Here is a 15471-nt window from a genome sequence, read left to right on the forward strand (position 1 = left end):
GCACTGGACCTCCTTTGCCGGCATCGCCGGCGACGGGGTGGATAGCGCCCCGCGCCGGGCGGGGCAAGGGCATCGGCGCCGATCGGCGGCTCACCGCCGGCCGAAATGCTCCATGATCGCGGCGGCATATTTGATGCCGGAGATGTAGCGCGCGATCTCGATGTTCTCGTCGGGTGCGTGCAGGTTCGCGCCGGTATTGGCAAAGCCGGTCAGCACGCACGGTATCCACACATGGCGCAGGATCGCGCCCTCGGCGGAGACGCCGTTGACCACGGGCAGTTCGCCGTAGACTTCGGTGGCCGCGGCGATGATCGCCTGGCTGATATCCTCCCTCACGGAGATCTTGTAGGGCGGCTCGGCGCCGTCGAAGGCCCTGACCTCGATGTGGCCGAAGCCGTGCTTTTCAAGATGCGCCTTCAGCCTGGCGATCGCCCTGTCGGGCTGGATGTTCGGGATCAGCCGGAAGTCGAGCCTGGCGCGCGCCTCGTTGGGCACGATCGTCTTGGTGCCCGGGCCGGTATAGCCGGCAATGATGCCCTGGATGTTGGCGGTGGGCTCGTAGGTGCGCGCGCGGATCGCGTCGATGCCGTCGCGGCCGAGTGCGAAGCTGTCGATGCCCCATTCTTCGCGCATGGCGTCGAGATCGACCCGGCCCGCCTTCTCGACGAGCTGGCGCTCGTCTTCCGCGTCGAGCTGCCAGATGCCTTCGTCCCAGTCCTCGATCAGGATGCGGCGGTTCCGGTCGAGAATGGTCGACAGCGCCCAGACCAGCTCCCAGACCGGGGCCGGGGCGAGGGGGAAATTGAGCGAGTGGATGTCGGCATTGGCGCCGCGCGCGATCAGCTCGACGAACAGCACCGATTTCAGCCCGAGCGAGACGTCGGGGACATCGGTGCCCGCCTCGACCGAGCCGTCCAGGCAATGCATGCCGTCGGCCTCGAGCATGGCCTTGTTGCGCTCGGCCCAGGGCCCGAGATTGGGCGAGCCGATCTCCTCTTCGCCCTCGATCAGGAACTTGAGGTTGACCGGAACCTCGCCGCGCACGGCCAAGAACGCCTTGGCCGCCTTGTTGAAGGCGAGAACGCCGGACTTGTTGTCGGTGGCGCCGCGGCCATACAGGAAGCCGTCGACGACCGCGCCGGACCACGGCCCGCCATGGGTCCAGGCCTCGATCGGCTCGGGCGGCTGCACGTCGTAATGGGAATAGCACAGGATCGTCTTGGCCGGCCGCTTCGCCTGAAGATGGCCGAAGACGACCGGCGGGCCGTCGGGCAGCGGGTGAAGGTCGGCCGGCAGGCCGTCGCGATGCATCATGTCGCGCACGAGCGCGGCGCACTCCTCAAGGCCGACATTCTGCGCCGAGATGGAGGGCTGGCGCACCAGCGTCTGCAGATCGGCGATGCACTCGTCGGCGTGGGCGTCGATCCAGTCGTAGACGGCTTGCATGCTCATGAGGCGGCATCCTTGTTGGTCAATTGCCAGGCATCGAGCCGCTGGCCCGACAGATGGGCGGGACGGGTGTCGGAAAGCCAGGCGAAGGCGGGCGCGAGCCGGATCGGATCGACCCAGCGGGCGCGCAGTTCGGGCGGGTAGGTGGTCTCGGACATGGGCGTGTGCATGTACATGCCCGGCGTGACGGTGACCGAGACGATGCCGTGATCGGCGCCCTCGAGCGCCAGGCACTTGGAAAATCCTTCCAGCGCGTGCTTGGCGGCGCAATAGGCGGTCTCGCCGGCAAAGCCCTCGATGCCCGAGCGCGAGGACACGAAGACCAGCATGCCGCCGCGTTCGGCCATGGTCGGCCACAGGGCGCGGGTGAGCTGGAAGCCGGCCTGAATGCCGACATTCATGGTCGCCTGGAAGCCCGGCAAGTCGACCGCCTGGATGGGCTGAACGCGCAGGATCGCCGCATTGTGGATCAGCGTGTCGACCGGACCGGTCACCAGTTCGGCGATGGCGCGCTCGGTGCCCTCGGCGTCGGCAAGATCGGCGACGCAGCCGGCCGCGTCGGGGCAGTCGGCGAGCGTGCGCGCCAGGCCCTGCCCATCGCGGTCGATCAGCAGCAGCCGGTCGCCGCGCGCGGCGAGATGGCGGGCGATCGCCGCGCCGAGCCCCTGGGCGGCGCCGGTCACGAGCACGGTGCGCGCGTTACGCATGGACGTCGTCCGGCCGCACCCAGCGTCGTTCGGCTCCCGAAACGCGCACCGCGTCGAGCACCTTCTGATTGGCCAGCCCGTCGGCGAAGGTCGCCCCGCGCGCCAGCGGCCGGCCCCCGTCGATCGCGGCGGCGAGTTCGCGCATGACCGAGACGACCGAGACGTTCCAGATGCCCGGATTGACGCCGTCGAGATCGGCATTGGGGTCGGTGACGGAGATGTCCTTGAAGCCCTGCCCGGCCCTTGCGAACCACAGCTTCTCGTCGCCATTGTCGAGGGTGATGGTGCCCTTGGAGCCGAAAATCTGGGTCGCGTTGCCGATATTGTGGGCGGCGACGCCGGACATGAAGACCTGGGCGATGGAGCCCGAGGCCATTTCGAGGGCGAACCAGGCAAGGTCGTCGGCGGTCGCCATCCAGGGCTCGCCGGTGGTCCTGTCGCGGCGCTCGGCAATGACGGTCGGCGCGGCGCCGGTGACCCAGGCGACCTCGCCCAGCCACCAGCGCAGCAGGTCGACCTGGTGGCTGCCATTGGCGCCGAGCCGGCCGCCGCCCTGGTCGGCAAGGCTCCACCAGTCGCCCTTGGGCCGGCCGGCGGGATCGGACCAGCTAGCGCCGATATTGGCGATGTTGACGTGGCGGATCTCGCCCAGTTCGCCTTCGGCGATCATCTGCCTGATGCGGGCGCGGTTGGGATTGAAGCGCAGTTCGTGATCGATCATGTGGATGCGGCCCGCCGCCTCGGCTGCCGATAGCATCCGCGCGGCTTCGGCCGCATTCATCGCGGTGGGCTTTTCGCACAGCACATGGGCGCCCGCCTCGATGGCCGCCAGCGTCTGCGGGGCATGCAGCACGGTGGGCGTTGCAATGCACACCAGATCGACCCGGTGGGCGTCGAGCATGGCCCGCCAGTCGTCATGGGCGTGCGGCACGCCGAAGGCGTCGGCGGCCGATTGCGCGCTTTCGAGCCGGCCCGAGGCGATGGCCACCACCTCGGCGCCCTCGACATGGGCGAGCGCGGGCAGATAGGCGGCACGGGCGAAGCTTGCGCCGATGATCGCGACCTTCATGGTTCGTCTTATCCTCTCTCCTTGAGCCGCGGATCGAGGAAATCGCGCAGCCAGTCTCCGATGATGTTGAAGCTCAGCACGGTGAGCACGATGGCAAGGCCGGGGAACACCGCCAGCCACCATTTGTTGGCGATGAGCTGTTCGCGGCTTTCGGCCAGCATCGAGCCCCAGGTCGGCACTTCGGGCGGCACGCCCAGGCCCAGGAAGGACAGCGCCGCCTCGGCCAGGATCACGCTCGCCACGTTGAACGAGGCGATCACGGTCAGCGGGGCGACGATGTTGGGCAGGATTGTGCGAAAGATGATCGAGGTGGTGCTGTCGCCGAGCGCCCGGGCCGCCTCGACGAACTCCTTTTCGCGCAGCGACAGGGTCTGGGCGCGCACGATGCGCGCATAGGTCACCCACTGGCCGATGCCGAGCACCAGGATCAGATTGACCACGCCCGGCCCGAGCACGACCAGGAACATGATCGCCAGCAGGATGAAGGGGAAGGCGAGCTGGATGTCGCCCAGCCGCATGAAGACATCGTCGATGCGGCCGCCGAAATAGCCCGCGACCAGCCCGGCCACCGTGCCGATGGCGCCGCCCACGAAGATCGCGCACACGCCGACCAGAAGCGAGATGCGCGCGCCATAAAGAAGGCGCGAGAGCACGTCGCGGCCGAGCGCGTCCGAGCCCAGCCAGAAGGTGGCGCCGCGCGGGCCCTCGGCCATGGGCTCGGCCAGGCGCAGCATGATGTTCTGCCGGTTGGGATCGAGCGGAGCCAGCAGCGGGCCGAAGATCGCCACGATCAGCACGGCGCCGAGCACGACAAGCGCCAGCACCGGCCATTTGGCCGCGACCATGCTGCGCACGGCGCGTTTGAGTTCGCGGCGGAAATTGGATTCGCGCTGCGGCGAAAGGGTGGTCAGACCATCGGATGCCATGTCGGTCATGGGCTCGCTCACAGTTTCACGCGCGGGTCGATGCGCGCATAGACGAGATCGACGACGAGGTTGAGGACGATGAAGATCACCGACAGGACGATGACCGAGGCCTGCACCAGCGGAATGTCGCGCTGGTTGATGGCGTTGAAGACGAGCCGGCCGATGCCCGGATAGCTGAACACCGTCTCGATGACGACGACGCCGCCCAGCAGGAAGCCGAATTCGAGCCCGATCATGGTGACCACCGGCAGCCAGGCATTGCGCAGGGCGTGGTGGGTGATGACGGCGTATTCGGAGATGCCCTTGGAGCGGGCGGTGCGCACATAGTCCTGGCCGAGCACTTCGAGCATGGACGAGCGCACGAGGCGCGCATTGCGCGACAGCGAATAGAAGGCCACGGCCACGCCGGGCAGGATCAGATAGTAGATCGTCTGCGGCAGGTTGGTGAAGGCGGTGACGAAATCGCCGCGCAGCAGCGGCATCAGGAAGGGCACGTGCCCGGAAATCGGCAGCCAGCCCAGATAGAGCCCGAAGAACAGGATCATCATGATGCCGAGCCAGAAATTGGGGACGGACTGGCCGAACATGGCCATGGTCATGATCGAGCCGTCGACGGCGGTGCCGCGGTAGAGCGCGGCGAACACGCCGAAGGGGATCGCCAGCACGATGGCGAACAGCATGGCGAAGATCGTCAGTTCGATCGTTGCGGGCAGCGCGCCCAGCACGATTTCCATGGCCGGCTGGCGGTAGCTGAGCGAGTTGCCGAAATCGCCTTGCGCCACGTTGCCCAGATAGGTCAGGTACTGGATGTGCAGCGGCTGGTCGAAGCCCAGCGCCCGGCGCACCATGGCGATCTCTTCGTCGGTGGCCCGCTCGGAAACGAACAGATAGGTCGGATCGCCGCCGATCTGCAGCGCGATGAAGCTGATCAGCGTCACGCCCAGGATCACGATGACGCTTTGCAGCAGCCGTCTGACGATGAAGGTCCACATGCGGGCGGTGTCCTTGAATCGGGCAATGGCCGCCGCGCGTTGATGGCGCGCGACGGCCGTGGTTGCGGTCGGGTCAGTTCAGGCCGGTGTCGAAGAGATAGACCTTCTCGTCGGGACGGGCCTCGAAGTCGACACGGTCCGACACGCCGTAGAAGTCGGGCTGGAAGTAAAGGTGCAGCCAGGGGCCGTCCTCGTAGAACACCTCGAGCATCTCGTTGACGATCTGCCGGGTTTCTTCCTCGGTCTCGGCGTTGGCGATGTCCTCCCAGCGGTCGAACCAGCGCGGGTCGTCCCAATGGGTGTAGTTGGTGCCCGAATCGACGCGGGCGAGGTCGGTCATGTCGTAGAGCGGCGACCACAGCGCACCGCCCGAACCGATGAAGTAGAGCGGTCCGGCCGCCCGCTGGCGGATGAGCGGGATATAGACGCTCGCCCACTCCATGATGTCGACCTCGACGTCGAGCCCGACGTCCTCGAGATACTGGGCGATGGCCAGAACGACGTTGCGGTCGTTCAGATAGCGGCCCTGGCCCGCCTGAAGGCGGATCTCGAACCGCACGCCGTCCTCGCCGCGCGGCCAGCCGGCCTCGTCGAGCAGCCGCTCGGCGGTCTCGGGATCGTAGGGATAGGGCTCGATGTCAGGATGCGCGTTCGGCGGATTGACGATGCCGGTCATGCGCTCGCACTCGAAGTTGAGCAACTGCTTGCAGATGGACGGAACGTCGACCGCATATTGCAGGGCGCGGCGCACGGCCGGGTCCTGGATCGCGTCGCCGCCGGGCATCTGGGCGAACTCGTCGGACAGGTTGAAGCCGACATACATGCGGCGCGTGCCCTGGACTGCCTGCACCTCGGCACCGCCCGAATTGTTGATCGCATCGATCTGGTCGGGGGCGACGTTGGTGATGATGTCGACATTGCCGGCGATCAGTTCGGCCGTGCGGGTCGAGGCCTCGGGAATGATGCGCCAGACGATCCGCTCCATGTTGGCCGGGCTGTTGGGGTCGTCGACCTTCTCGAGCACCACCTGCGAGCCGCGATCCCAGGAGGCGAGCCTGTAGGGTCCCGAGCCGATCGGATTGGCCGAGGCCTCGTCGAGCGACATCGCCTCGTAGCTGTCCTTGCAGTGGATGAACACTTCGGCGATCAGGCCGAAGGCGATCGGGTTCTTGCGCTCGATGTTGATCTGCACGCGCTGCTCGTCGAGCGCCTCGGCGCTGTCGAAGCCGATCGAGGAGAACACGAAGCCGGGCGTGTTGCCGGTGAAGTTGTTCGCCGGATCGGCGGCACGGTTGAAGCTGTAGGCCGCGTCCTCGGCGGTCAGCGCCTCGCCGTCATGGCAGGTCAGGCCCTCGCGCAGCGTGTAGACATAGGCCAGCCCGTCATCGGAGATCTGCAAATCCTCGGCCAGGTCGGGCTGCACGTCGCCATCGCCCGAAATGGTGTAGAGCGTGCCGAAGATGTGGCGGGCGATGTTGGAGTTGTCGCGCGAGGAGATGTTGGCGGGCTCGAAGGTGGTGATGTCGGCACTGAGCCCGACGACGAGCGTGTTCTCGTCGGGCTGCTGTGCCAATGCCGTGGAGCAGAGCAGAAGGCCTGTGGCCCCCGCCGCTGCCAAGGTTCCCAAACGTCTCATTTGGCGATCCTTTCTGCTTTTGGTGTCGTTGAACGGTTGGCGAAGGTCCCGGCCGGCTCCTGGGCCACGGCCGGGGTGGTCAGGTCTAGCGTCTGGCCAGTGGCCGCGGCGCGGATGCACGCCTCGACCATGCGGAGCGACGTCAGGTGATCCTCGCCCGGGCAGGGCAGGGGGGCGCCGTCGGCAAGGCCGGCGACGAAGTCGGCCAGCAGCGCGGCGGCATCGTCGATCCACGCCGCATGGGCGGGCAGGTCGACGGGGATGAGTTCGGGATCGTCGCGCCGGGCATGGCCGAGCGCGCCGAACATGTCGGACTGGATGGCGACGCCGTGGCGGCAGTCGGTGCGCCACTCGAAGCGCGGCTGCGCCCAATTGCCGGCCCATGTGCCCTGATATGTCACCTCGATGCCGCGCTCGAAGGTGATCAGCGCCGCAACGTTGGCGTCATGGCGGTACATCGACCAGGACGGGTTCCAGGTCCGCGCGCTGATGCGCACCGGGTCGGCCCGGTAGACATGGCGCATCAGGTCGAAATGATGGATGGACTGCTCCCAGAGCATGGGCTGGTCCATGGTGAGCGGGTATTTGTTGAGATGCGGAAGATGGCCGTCGCGCCAGCGTTCATAGGTAAAGTGACCGAATTCCGGCGGGCCGAGCCGGTCTTCGGCGAAAAGCTCGCAAAGCGCGCGCGTCACCGCGAGATAACGGAAATTGAGCCCGACGCTGAGGGCGATGCCGGCGGAGGCGGCTGCGGCGACATGGTCCCTTGCGGCGGCAAGGCTGTCGGCCAGCGGCTTTTCGGCCAGGATGGCAAGGCCGGCATCGCAAGCGGCGGCGATCTGGGTGTGCCGGTTGCCCGGCGGCGTGATCAGGATAACCGCGTCCGCACTGGCGCGCGCGGCGACCTCGGCGAGATCGTCGCCGGCCACGGCGCCGGGACACTGCGCCAGGGCGGCGGCGCGCCGGTCGGCATCGACATCGACGAGCCCGACAATCGTGCAGCGCGGATTGTCCGCGATCACCTGGCGCCAGACGCGCGAGCGCGCACCCAGGCCAACGAGGATGAACCGCAGCGCGTTCATGCCGGCACCTTCTGGCGGCACAGCGCGGCGATGCCGTCCCGGGGTGCGGTCCAGGCAAGGCCGTCAAGGGCGGCAAGCCGGCTGGCGATCATCGGCGGCTTGGCCGGCGGCCCCGATTCCGGGGCCGGAGCGATGCGGGTGCCGGGCACGGCCGCTGCGACGATGGCGGCCAGTTCGCTGTCGCGCAGGACGGCCGGCGCGCAAAGGTGAACGGCGCCGGCGCGCGGCGGTCCGGCAAGCAGGCGCGTCAGAGCCGGCGCGAGATCGTCGACATGGGTCCATTCTCGGCGCGGATCGCCCGCAGCGGGGATCAGCGGCCGGCCGGCGGCGGCGTCGGCGCGGTAGCGGGCGACGCGCGAAAGGCCCATGCGGCTCGCCCGGGGCATCTCGTGCGGGCCGTACAGATGGCCCAGCCGGACCACGTGCACGTCGCAGACCCCGGCCAGTGCCGCCGGCGCCAGCAACTCGCCGGCCCGCTTGGCGGCGGCGTAGGGCGTTCTCGCCGTGGGCGTGCACGCGTCGGTCAGGTCCGGATCGCCGTCGCCGGGCTCGAACACGCCGGACGACGACAGGAAGACGAAGGCCGAGGGCGCGGACCGCGCGGCATGGCGCAGGATGGCGAGGAGCGGTGCGAGATTGGCGCCGAGATGGTCGGCGCAGGTGATGCCGGCCTCGGCGGGATCGGTTGTCAGCGCCGCGGCATGGATGATGACATCGGCGGACGGCAGGGCAGGGGCGGGATCGGCGCCCAGATCGGCGCGGATGCGGTCGGCACCGGAAAGGCGCGTTCGAGCGGAAGCGTCGAAGGCCCGGTCGACGGCGGCGACCTGCCAGCGGGAAGCAAGAAAGCCTGTCGCAAGCGCGCTTCCGACAAACCCGGCCGCCCCGGTGATCAGGACCCGCCCGGCGCTCATGTCTGCCCGCCTCTCATTGCGGTGCTCCGGCGATCGTGGCGGGATCGAAGCTTTCCAGCGAGCGGGTGTGCTCGGCGATCAGCCCGACGGCGCGGTCCATGTCGCCCTCTTCGAGCGCGCGGATGATCGGGGGGTGGTTGGCCGCGATGTCGGTCAGCGGCACGCGCCGGTCGTTGCGCAGCGCCATGATCTGATGCACGCGCAGATAGATGCTGTTCCACGATTGCAGCAGAAGCTGGTGGTCGGCGAGCGTGATCAGCATGCGGTGGAAGCGCTCGTCGGCGGCGACAAGGCCCTCGCGGTCGCCGGCCTGGGCGGCGCGCTCCATGTCCTGGCAGGGCTGCCACAGCGCTCCGGCCGGGATCTTGCGCTCGATGATGCGGCGCACCGCACGCATCTCGAAGATCTGGCGCATGTCGTAGGTCTCGCTGACCTCGCGCACCGAGAGCGGTTTGACGCGCCGTCCCTTGTAGGCGACCGTTTCGACCAGACCGTCGTTTTCGAGGATCTGGATGGCCTCGCGGATTGGGGCGCGCGAGACGTTCATCCGTTCGGCGAGCGCGGTCTCGACGAGCACCGCACCGGGTTTGAGCTTGCCGGTGACGATGGCGGTGCGCAGCCGGTCGGCGATCTGCACCTTCAGCGGGGTCTGTTCGATCGGGCCCAGCGGGCTGGTGTCGGGTGGCAGGACAAGGCCGTCATCGTGAGGTTCATGCTGCAAGTCAGCCATGATGCGCGTCTCCATTGGCAAGGGCGGTTGCGCGCCCGGCCGGGGCCGGGGCGGGCGCAACCATGGGTAGGCGCACCATGCCATAAAAGGTCGTATCGATCTCGGGCCCGTTCACCGCTGTGGGCCGCCGGCCCGCCGCGCAGGCCCGGCGGAGCCCCGACCGGCGGTTGGCGAAGACGGCAGGGCTCATGTTCCCGTCCCCCTGCGGACGAGGTCGGCCAGGCCGAGCGAGAGCGGGGCGATGTCGGCGAAGACATCGTCGTCCGGGGCGCCGCGCCACATCAAGACGGCGAAACTCGCGGTCCGATCGAGCACGGTCATCGACGCATGCCACACGCCGGGCCGGTAGACGACGCCGGTCGAGCCGGGCAGCAGCATGCACACCGCGCCGGCCGGGTCGGGCGCGCCGTCGGCGGCCGAGGGCATGGCGGTGACCAGATAGCGCTCGACATCGACCGGCAGGAACATCTGCGCGGCATGCGGATGGCGCTCGAGGCGCGTGAGTACCGAGGGCAGTGCGGTCGGCGCGACCTTGTTCAGATGCACCTTCTGCGCCAGCCCGTCGACGGGCGCCAGCCACTGGCTGAAGACCCGCCGGTCGCCCACCTCGCGCGGCTGCTCGATCAGCGCGCCGAAGGGCGCAAAGCGCGCCGGATCGGGGGCGGTCGCCTCAAGCGAGCGCATGGCGCTTCTCCGTGTAGGGGGCCACCTTGCGCCAGTGCGCGGCGATATCGGCGCGCCGGCACACCCATACATCGTCGCGACCGGCAAGATGCGCCATGAAGGCGCGCAACGCCGGAACCCGGCCTGGATGGCCCAGAATGCGGCAGTGCATGCCCACCGACATCATGCGCGGATGCGCCTGGGCCTCGGCAATCAGCGTCTCCACGCTGTCGATGAGGAATTCGCCGAACAGCCGGCCGGTCAGCCCGCCCGCGCCGAGCATCTTGGCGTCGTTGGTCGCCAGCGAATAGGGCACCACCAGATGGGCCTTGCCGCCGACTTCGGTCCAGTAGGGCAATTCGTCGTTGTAGGCGTCGCTGTCATAGGCAAATCCGCCGTGCTCGACGACGAGCCGGCGCGTCGCCACCGAGGGCGCGTAGCGGCAATAAAAGCCTTGCGGGGACCGGCCGAGCAGTCGCGTCAGCGTGTCATGGCCGCGGGCGATGTGCTCGCGCTCGGTGGCTTCATCGAGAAGGTAGTGCTCGATCCAGCGCCAGCCGTGACAGACCACGTCCCAGTCCGTCGCCCGGATCGCGCGAACCGCCTCCGGATTGCGCTCGAGCGCCAGGGCCGAAGCGAACACGGTCAGCGGCAGGCCGGTCTCGCGAAACAGCCGGTAGAGCCGCCAGAAGCCGACGCGGCTGCCATATTCGAACATGCTTTCGGCACCCAGGTCGCGGTCGCCGACCGGAACGCGCGCCTGGGCGACCTCGACGAGGGTGGTGTCGGTGCGGCCATCCTCGGCGATGGCATATTCCGAGCCCTCCTCGTAGTTGAGCACGAAGTTGACCGCCACCCGGGCGCCGTTCGGCCAGGTGATGTCGGGCGGACAATCCGCATAGCCGACGAAATCGCGCGCTCGGTCCATCACGTCAGTCCCGCGTCCCCTCGACCTTGCAGAAGAAACAGCACCAATCGCCGGTGGTGACGTTGGGCAGGGCGCGCAGGCCGAAGAACATGCCGTCGGCGGGCGCGGTCAGTTCGGCCAGCGTGTCGCCGAACAGGTTGACGATGCGGGCGATCGGGTCGCCCTTGTTCATCATCGTCAGGAACCGGACCTGCGGGTCGGGCAGGAAGATCCCCGAGGCAGGGGCGAGCAATGCCTGCTGCTGGCCCTTGTAGCACGGCGAGGGATAGCGCGCCTCGCCCGGATACATCCGGTAGTGCCGCAGGATGTTGAGGATCGAATCGGCCAGTTCGCGCCCGACGCGGGCGAATTCGGCCGGCGAGGTCGCCGAGCGGCCGCCGAGCTCGACGGTGATGCCGACCCTGCCCAGTTCCTTCAGATGGGCCATCGGGCTGCCCTTGGGGTTGAAGTTGGACATGATGCAGCCCCAGCCCGGCCCCATCGCCTTGGCCAGTTCCACCGATTCGGGGCGCTCGTCGACGAAGATCGCCTTGTCCAGGAAGGAGTGGGCACCGCCCGAATGGATCGAGATCTCGATATCGGCGACCGGGCCCATCGCCGCGGCATGGGCGGCGGCGATGCGCTCGGTCAGATAGCCGTCGGCGCGGCCGGGGTAGATGCGGTTCATGTCATGGCTGAACGTGTCGAGCGGGTTGCCGCGCTGGGCCGCCTCGAAGGCCGGCACATTGAGCACCGGGCACAGCACCAGCGTGCCCTCGAGCTTTGCCGGGTCGACCTCGGCGCAAGCGATCTGGCAGGCGAGCGGACCTTCGGGCTCGTCGCCGTGAATGGCGCCGTTCACCCAGAAGCAGCGGCCGGGTTCGGCGCCGTTGATGACGATGACCGGGATTTCCAGCGGCGTTCCGCCGGCCAGTTCGGTGACGGCAATGGCGCCGCGCGCGACTTCGCCGGGGGCGGCGCTCGCCGTGCCGATGGTGACGGTTCGGGCAGCCGACATGCTCAGATTCCCTGATATTGTTCGTATTCCTTGAGTTGCTCGGGCGTGTAGACCTGCATGAACTCGATCTCGATGCCGCCCGCCTCGTCGTCGAGAAAGGCGACCCATCCTTCCGGATGCGGGTGGGCGCCGTATTTCTGGCAGGCCTGGCAGATGCGCAGCGTGGCGCCCTGCTGCTGTGCGTGGGCAAGGGCCGCCTCGATGTCGTCGACCTCGTAGCAGATGTGATGCAGGCCCTCGGCGCCGCGCTCGTCGATCCACCGGGCGAAACGGCCGTCGGGCACCATGGACTGGCAGAGCTGGTATTCGATCCCGCCCAGATGGAACAGGGCGACCTTGTTCTGCGATTTGGGGAAGACCTCGATGGCCGTGTCGGCGGGCACGTGCAGGAAGCGCGCATAGGCATCGAGCGCCTTTTGCGCGTCGCGCACGGCAAAGGCCATGTGCTTGATTCCCTTGACGTTTGGATTGTCCGATTTCATGGGGCTTCCTCTCAGGCGGCACGGGTCTCGGCACGAATGGCGTCGACCACCTGCTTCATGCGTTCGATCGCTTCGTTGATTCGCGGGACGGGCTGGGTCAGCGACAGGCGGACATAGTCGTCGGTGTGGTCGCCATAGATGATGCCCGGATAGATCATCACCCGGCCGTCGGCGAGAAGGCGCTGGCAGAACGCGCTGGCGGGCACGCCGGTCACGGAAACGTCGGCATAGACGTAAAAGGCGCCCTGCGGTTCGGCATGCGGAATGCCGAGCCGCGAAAGGCCGTCGCACAGCGCACGGCGGCGCGCGTCATAGGTCTGGCGCATCTGCTCGACGCAGTCCTGCGATCCGGTCAGGGCGGCGAGCGCGGCGTGCTGGCTGACCGCGGCGGTCGAGATGGCAAAGGCGTGATTGATCTCGGCGAGGGCCGGCACGAGGTCCGGCGGGCCCGCGAAATAGCCCACGCGCCAGCCGGTCATCGCATAGGCCTTGGACAAGCCGGACAGTGTTATGGTGCGCTCGAACATGCCGGGCAGCGCGGCCACCGGCTGGACCGTGTTGTTGCCATAGGTCAGGCGCGCATAGATCTCGTCGGAAACCACGATCAGGTCGTTGTCGCGCGCCACCGCGCAGATGCGGGCCACCTCGTCGGGCGGGATCACCGTGCCGGTGGGGTTGTTGGGGTTGATCAGCACCAGGATCTTCGATCTCGGGGTGATGTGGGCGCGCACCATCTCGGCGGTGATGGTGAAGTTGGTCTTGATCGTGGTGTTGATGTTGACCAGCTTCGCCTCGGCCAGTTCGGCCGCCTGGTGATAGGGGTTGTAGCCGGGGCAGGGCACGAGGATCTCGTCGCCCGGATCGAGCAGGCCCAGCGCGATGACGAACATGGCCTGCTGGCCGCCGGGCGTGACGACGATGTTCTCGGGCGCATAGTGCGCGCCGCCATGGGTGGCGATGTCGGCGGCGATCGCCTGGCGCAGCGCCGGAATGCCCAGCGGATGGGTGTAATGGGTGGCGCCGTTGGCCAGCGCCTCCTGGCCGGCCCTGATGATGTGGTCGGGCGTGTCGAGGTCGGGATCGCCGCGGCCGAGGCGGATGACGTCGTCGAGCCCCTCGGCGATGTCGGCCATGCGCGTGATCAGATGCGCATCCTTGAGCTTGAGGCGCTTGGCCAGGCGGTCGGCGTTGTCCTGCATCGGTCAGACCCCGTAGATCTCGGAATACTTGCTGGTCAGGTGCGCGATGTAGGGCGCCGGATCGAGTTCGCGGCCGGTGGCGCGGCGCAGCAATTCGTTGCGGCCGTAGCGGCGACCGTGACGGTGGATGTGCTCGGTCATCCATTCGCGCAGCGGTACGTAATTGCCCACCGCAAGCCCGTCGGCGACGGCATTGTCCTTGCGCGCGGCCTCGTAGAGCTGGCCGGCCATCACATTGCCGATCGTGTAGTTGCAGAAGGTGCCCACCTGCCCGGACGACCAGTGCACGTCCTGCAGGACGCCGAGCGCGTCGCTGGGCACATCGAGACCCAGATACTCCCTGACCTTGGCATTCCAGGCCTGGGGCAGGTCGGCCACCTTCAGGCTGCCGTCGATCAGCGCGGCCTCGATCTCGACGCGCAGCATGATGTGGAAGTCATAGGTCAGCTCGTCCGCCTCGACGCGTATGAATCCGGGTTCGACGCGGTTGACCGCGCGCCAGAACGTCTCGGCATCGATGCCGGCGAGCTGTTCGGGAAAGGCGTTCCTGGCATCGGCGAAGTTGAGCTCCCAGAACTCGCGGCTGCGGCCGACCTGGTTCTCGAACAGGCGCGACTGGCTCTCATGGGCGCCGAAGCTGACGCCGGCGACGGCGTAAAGGCCGACCAGATCGGTCGCCAGCGGCGTGCGCGTATAGGCGGGATCGCAGTACTGCTCGTAAAGCGCATGGCCGGCCTCGTGCAGCGAGCCGAACAGGCTCATCGGCATCCAGGTCTCGTTGATGCGCGTGGTGATGCGCACATCGTTGCGGGTGAACGAGATCTCGAAGGGGTGCACCGTCGTGTCGAGCCGGCCGCGATCGAGATCGTAACCCAGCCGGGCGGCCATCTTCAGGCCGAAGGCGAGTTGCTCGTCGACCGGAAACGGCTGACGCAGGAAGCCGACGTCCGGCCCCTCTGTCTCGCCGACCTTGCGCAGCAGCGGCAGCAGTGCGGTGCGCAGCGCCTCGAACAGCGGCTTGAGCGACTGTACGGTCTCGCCGGGCTCGAAGCGGTACATGAGCGCGTCATAGGGATGGCCGTCATAGCCGATATGCTCGGCCATTTCGCGGTTGAGCGCGATCGTGTCCTCGAGCACCGGGGCAAAGGCGGCAAAGTCGTCCTCGGCGCGCGCCTTCGCCCAGACCTCCTGGCCGATCGAGCCGGTCTCGGCGCGGCGGCGCACCAGTTCGGCGGGAATGCGCAAATGGTAGTCGATGGCCTCGCGCACCTGGGCGCACATGGTCCGCTCGACGGTATCCTCGTCAAGGCCGGCGGTCTCGGCCTCGGCGGCGTCGAGCAGGCTGCGCGTTTCGTCGGCGACCAGATGATCGCGGGCCAGAACCGACAGGGTGGCGAGCTGCTTGGCGCGGGTTTCGGCGCCGCCGCGCGGCATCATGGTGCGCGCGTCCCAGCTCAGCACCGATTTGGCGTTCAGGATATCGTTGACCTGCCCCATCCGTTCGAGGAACGCTGCATAACCCATACTGCCTGAACCCTCCCTTGGCGGCGCCCGACGCGGCCGGCGCCCTTGACGAAACGCGCTGTAAATTGTCGGTTGTCGACAATCGACAAACGGACTATCGTTCACATCGCCCGGCATTGTCAAGCGGCTTGGCCGGCGGGTTACGCAACGGCAGCCGCAACGGCATGCAGGGG

The 15471-nt window shown here is 67.8% G+C and carries 15 protein-coding genes; all 15 read right to left on the reverse strand.

Annotation, left to right across the window (positions count from 1 at the left end):
* Nucleotides 1-90: 90 nt before the first annotated feature.
* Complete coding sequence (locus tag RBB34_RS02520; RefSeq protein ID WP_306117616.1) at nucleotides 91-1452, reverse strand: M20/M25/M40 family metallo-hydrolase; 1362 nt, start codon at nucleotides 1450-1452, stop codon at nucleotides 91-93.
* A complete protein-coding gene (locus tag RBB34_RS02525; RefSeq protein ID WP_306117617.1) occupies nucleotides 1449-2156 on the reverse strand; it encodes an SDR family oxidoreductase in 708 nt (235 codons plus the stop codon). Before RBB34_RS02525 ends, RBB34_RS02520 begins: the two co-directional genes overlap by 4 nt.
* On the reverse strand, nucleotides 2149-3225 hold the full coding sequence (locus RBB34_RS02530; protein WP_306117618.1) for a Gfo/Idh/MocA family oxidoreductase: 1077 nt from the start codon (nucleotides 3223-3225) through the stop codon (nucleotides 2149-2151). The genes RBB34_RS02525 and RBB34_RS02530 overlap by 8 nt, the downstream gene beginning before the upstream one ends.
* A gap of 8 nt (nucleotides 3226-3233) precedes the next feature.
* Nucleotides 3234-4160, reverse strand: a complete 927-nt coding sequence (locus RBB34_RS02535) for an ABC transporter permease (RefSeq protein ID WP_306117619.1) — start codon at nucleotides 4158-4160, stop codon at nucleotides 3234-3236.
* A gap of 8 nt (nucleotides 4161-4168) precedes the next feature.
* Nucleotides 4169-5143 (reverse strand): ABC transporter permease, encoded by a 975-nt coding sequence (locus tag RBB34_RS02540; RefSeq protein WP_306117620.1) that lies wholly within the window; start codon nucleotides 5141-5143, stop codon nucleotides 4169-4171.
* Between the two features lie 73 nt (nucleotides 5144-5216).
* Nucleotides 5217-6779 carry an ABC transporter substrate-binding protein gene (locus RBB34_RS02545; protein WP_306117621.1) on the reverse strand — a complete coding sequence of 521 codons (1563 nt, stop codon included), beginning with the start codon at nucleotides 6777-6779 and terminating at the stop codon, nucleotides 5217-5219.
* Nucleotides 6776-7861, reverse strand: coding sequence for a Gfo/Idh/MocA family oxidoreductase (locus RBB34_RS02550; protein WP_306117622.1), 1086 nt, complete (start codon nucleotides 7859-7861; stop codon nucleotides 6776-6778). The genes RBB34_RS02545 and RBB34_RS02550 overlap by 4 nt, the downstream gene beginning before the upstream one ends.
* A complete protein-coding gene (locus tag RBB34_RS02555; RefSeq protein ID WP_306117623.1) occupies nucleotides 7858-8775 on the reverse strand; it encodes an NAD(P)-dependent oxidoreductase in 918 nt (305 codons plus the stop codon). Before RBB34_RS02555 ends, RBB34_RS02550 begins: the two co-directional genes overlap by 4 nt.
* 13 nt (nucleotides 8776-8788) lie before the next feature.
* A complete protein-coding gene (locus tag RBB34_RS02560) occupies nucleotides 8789-9505 on the reverse strand; it encodes a GntR family transcriptional regulator (protein WP_306117624.1) in 717 nt (238 codons plus the stop codon).
* Nucleotides 9506-9691: 186 nt separating this feature from the next.
* Complete coding sequence (locus RBB34_RS02565) at nucleotides 9692-10189, reverse strand: ureidoglycolate lyase (RefSeq protein WP_306117625.1); 498 nt, start codon at nucleotides 10187-10189, stop codon at nucleotides 9692-9694.
* A complete protein-coding gene (locus RBB34_RS02570) occupies nucleotides 10176-11096 on the reverse strand; it encodes a polysaccharide deacetylase family protein (protein WP_306117626.1) in 921 nt (306 codons plus the stop codon). Before RBB34_RS02570 ends, RBB34_RS02565 begins: the two co-directional genes overlap by 14 nt.
* 4 nt (nucleotides 11097-11100) lie before the next feature.
* Nucleotides 11101-12093 carry a M14 family metallopeptidase gene (locus tag RBB34_RS02575; RefSeq protein WP_306117627.1) on the reverse strand — a complete coding sequence of 331 codons (993 nt, stop codon included), beginning with the start codon at nucleotides 12091-12093 and terminating at the stop codon, nucleotides 11101-11103.
* A 2-nt stretch (nucleotides 12094-12095) separates the two neighbouring features.
* Nucleotides 12096-12575 (reverse strand): VOC family protein, encoded by a 480-nt coding sequence (locus RBB34_RS02580; RefSeq protein ID WP_306117628.1) that lies wholly within the window; start codon nucleotides 12573-12575, stop codon nucleotides 12096-12098.
* An 11-nt stretch (nucleotides 12576-12586) separates the two neighbouring features.
* On the reverse strand, nucleotides 12587-13774 hold the full coding sequence (locus RBB34_RS02585) for a pyridoxal phosphate-dependent aminotransferase (RefSeq protein WP_306117629.1): 1188 nt from the start codon (nucleotides 13772-13774) through the stop codon (nucleotides 12587-12589).
* A 3-nt stretch (nucleotides 13775-13777) separates the two neighbouring features.
* Complete coding sequence (locus tag RBB34_RS02590; protein WP_306117630.1) at nucleotides 13778-15298, reverse strand: carboxypeptidase M32; 1521 nt, start codon at nucleotides 15296-15298, stop codon at nucleotides 13778-13780.
* Between the last annotated feature and the right edge of the window lie 173 nt (nucleotides 15299-15471).

The sequence above is a fragment of the Roseitalea sp. MMSF_3546 genome (genome assembly GCF_030732865.1).
Lineage (GTDB): Bacteria > Pseudomonadota > Alphaproteobacteria > Rhizobiales > Rhizobiaceae > Roseitalea.

Bases quoted from the DNA above. Each gene is read 5' to 3' on its own strand.
- RBB34_RS02585 (WP_306117629.1), bottom strand. From the start codon at position 13,774: ATGCAGGACAACGCCGACCGCCTGGCCAAGCGCCTCAAGCTCAAGGAT.
- RBB34_RS02520 (WP_306117616.1), bottom strand. From the start codon at position 1,452: ATGAGCATGCAAGCCGTCTACGACTGGATCGACGCCCACGCCGACGAG.
- RBB34_RS02525 (WP_306117617.1), bottom strand. From the start codon at position 2,156: ATGCGTAACGCGCGCACCGTGCTCGTGACCGGCGCCGCCCAGGGGCTC.
- RBB34_RS02545 (WP_306117621.1), bottom strand. From the start codon at position 6,779: ATGAGACGTTTGGGAACCTTGGCAGCGGCGGGGGCCACAGGCCTTCTG.
- RBB34_RS02575 (WP_306117627.1), bottom strand. From the start codon at position 12,093: ATGTCGGCTGCCCGAACCGTCACCATCGGCACGGCGAGCGCCGCCCCC.
- RBB34_RS02565 (WP_306117625.1), bottom strand. From the start codon at position 10,189: ATGCGCTCGCTTGAGGCGACCGCCCCCGATCCGGCGCGCTTTGCGCCC.
- RBB34_RS02540 (WP_306117620.1), bottom strand. From the start codon at position 5,143: ATGTGGACCTTCATCGTCAGACGGCTGCTGCAAAGCGTCATCGTGATC.
- RBB34_RS02560 (WP_306117624.1), bottom strand. From the start codon at position 9,505: ATGGCTGACTTGCAGCATGAACCTCACGATGACGGCCTTGTCCTGCCA.
- RBB34_RS02570 (WP_306117626.1), bottom strand. From the start codon at position 11,096: ATGGACCGAGCGCGCGATTTCGTCGGCTATGCGGATTGTCCGCCCGAC.
- RBB34_RS02550 (WP_306117622.1), bottom strand. From the start codon at position 7,861: ATGAACGCGCTGCGGTTCATCCTCGTTGGCCTGGGTGCGCGCTCGCGC.
- RBB34_RS02555 (WP_306117623.1), bottom strand. From the start codon at position 8,775: ATGAGCGCCGGGCGGGTCCTGATCACCGGGGCGGCCGGGTTTGTCGGA.
- RBB34_RS02580 (WP_306117628.1), bottom strand. From the start codon at position 12,575: ATGAAATCGGACAATCCAAACGTCAAGGGAATCAAGCACATGGCCTTT.
- RBB34_RS02535 (WP_306117619.1), bottom strand. From the start codon at position 4,160: ATGACCGACATGGCATCCGATGGTCTGACCACCCTTTCGCCGCAGCGC.
- RBB34_RS02530 (WP_306117618.1), bottom strand. From the start codon at position 3,225: ATGAAGGTCGCGATCATCGGCGCAAGCTTCGCCCGTGCCGCCTATCTG.
- RBB34_RS02590 (WP_306117630.1), bottom strand. From the start codon at position 15,298: ATGGGTTATGCAGCGTTCCTCGAACGGATGGGGCAGGTCAACGATATC.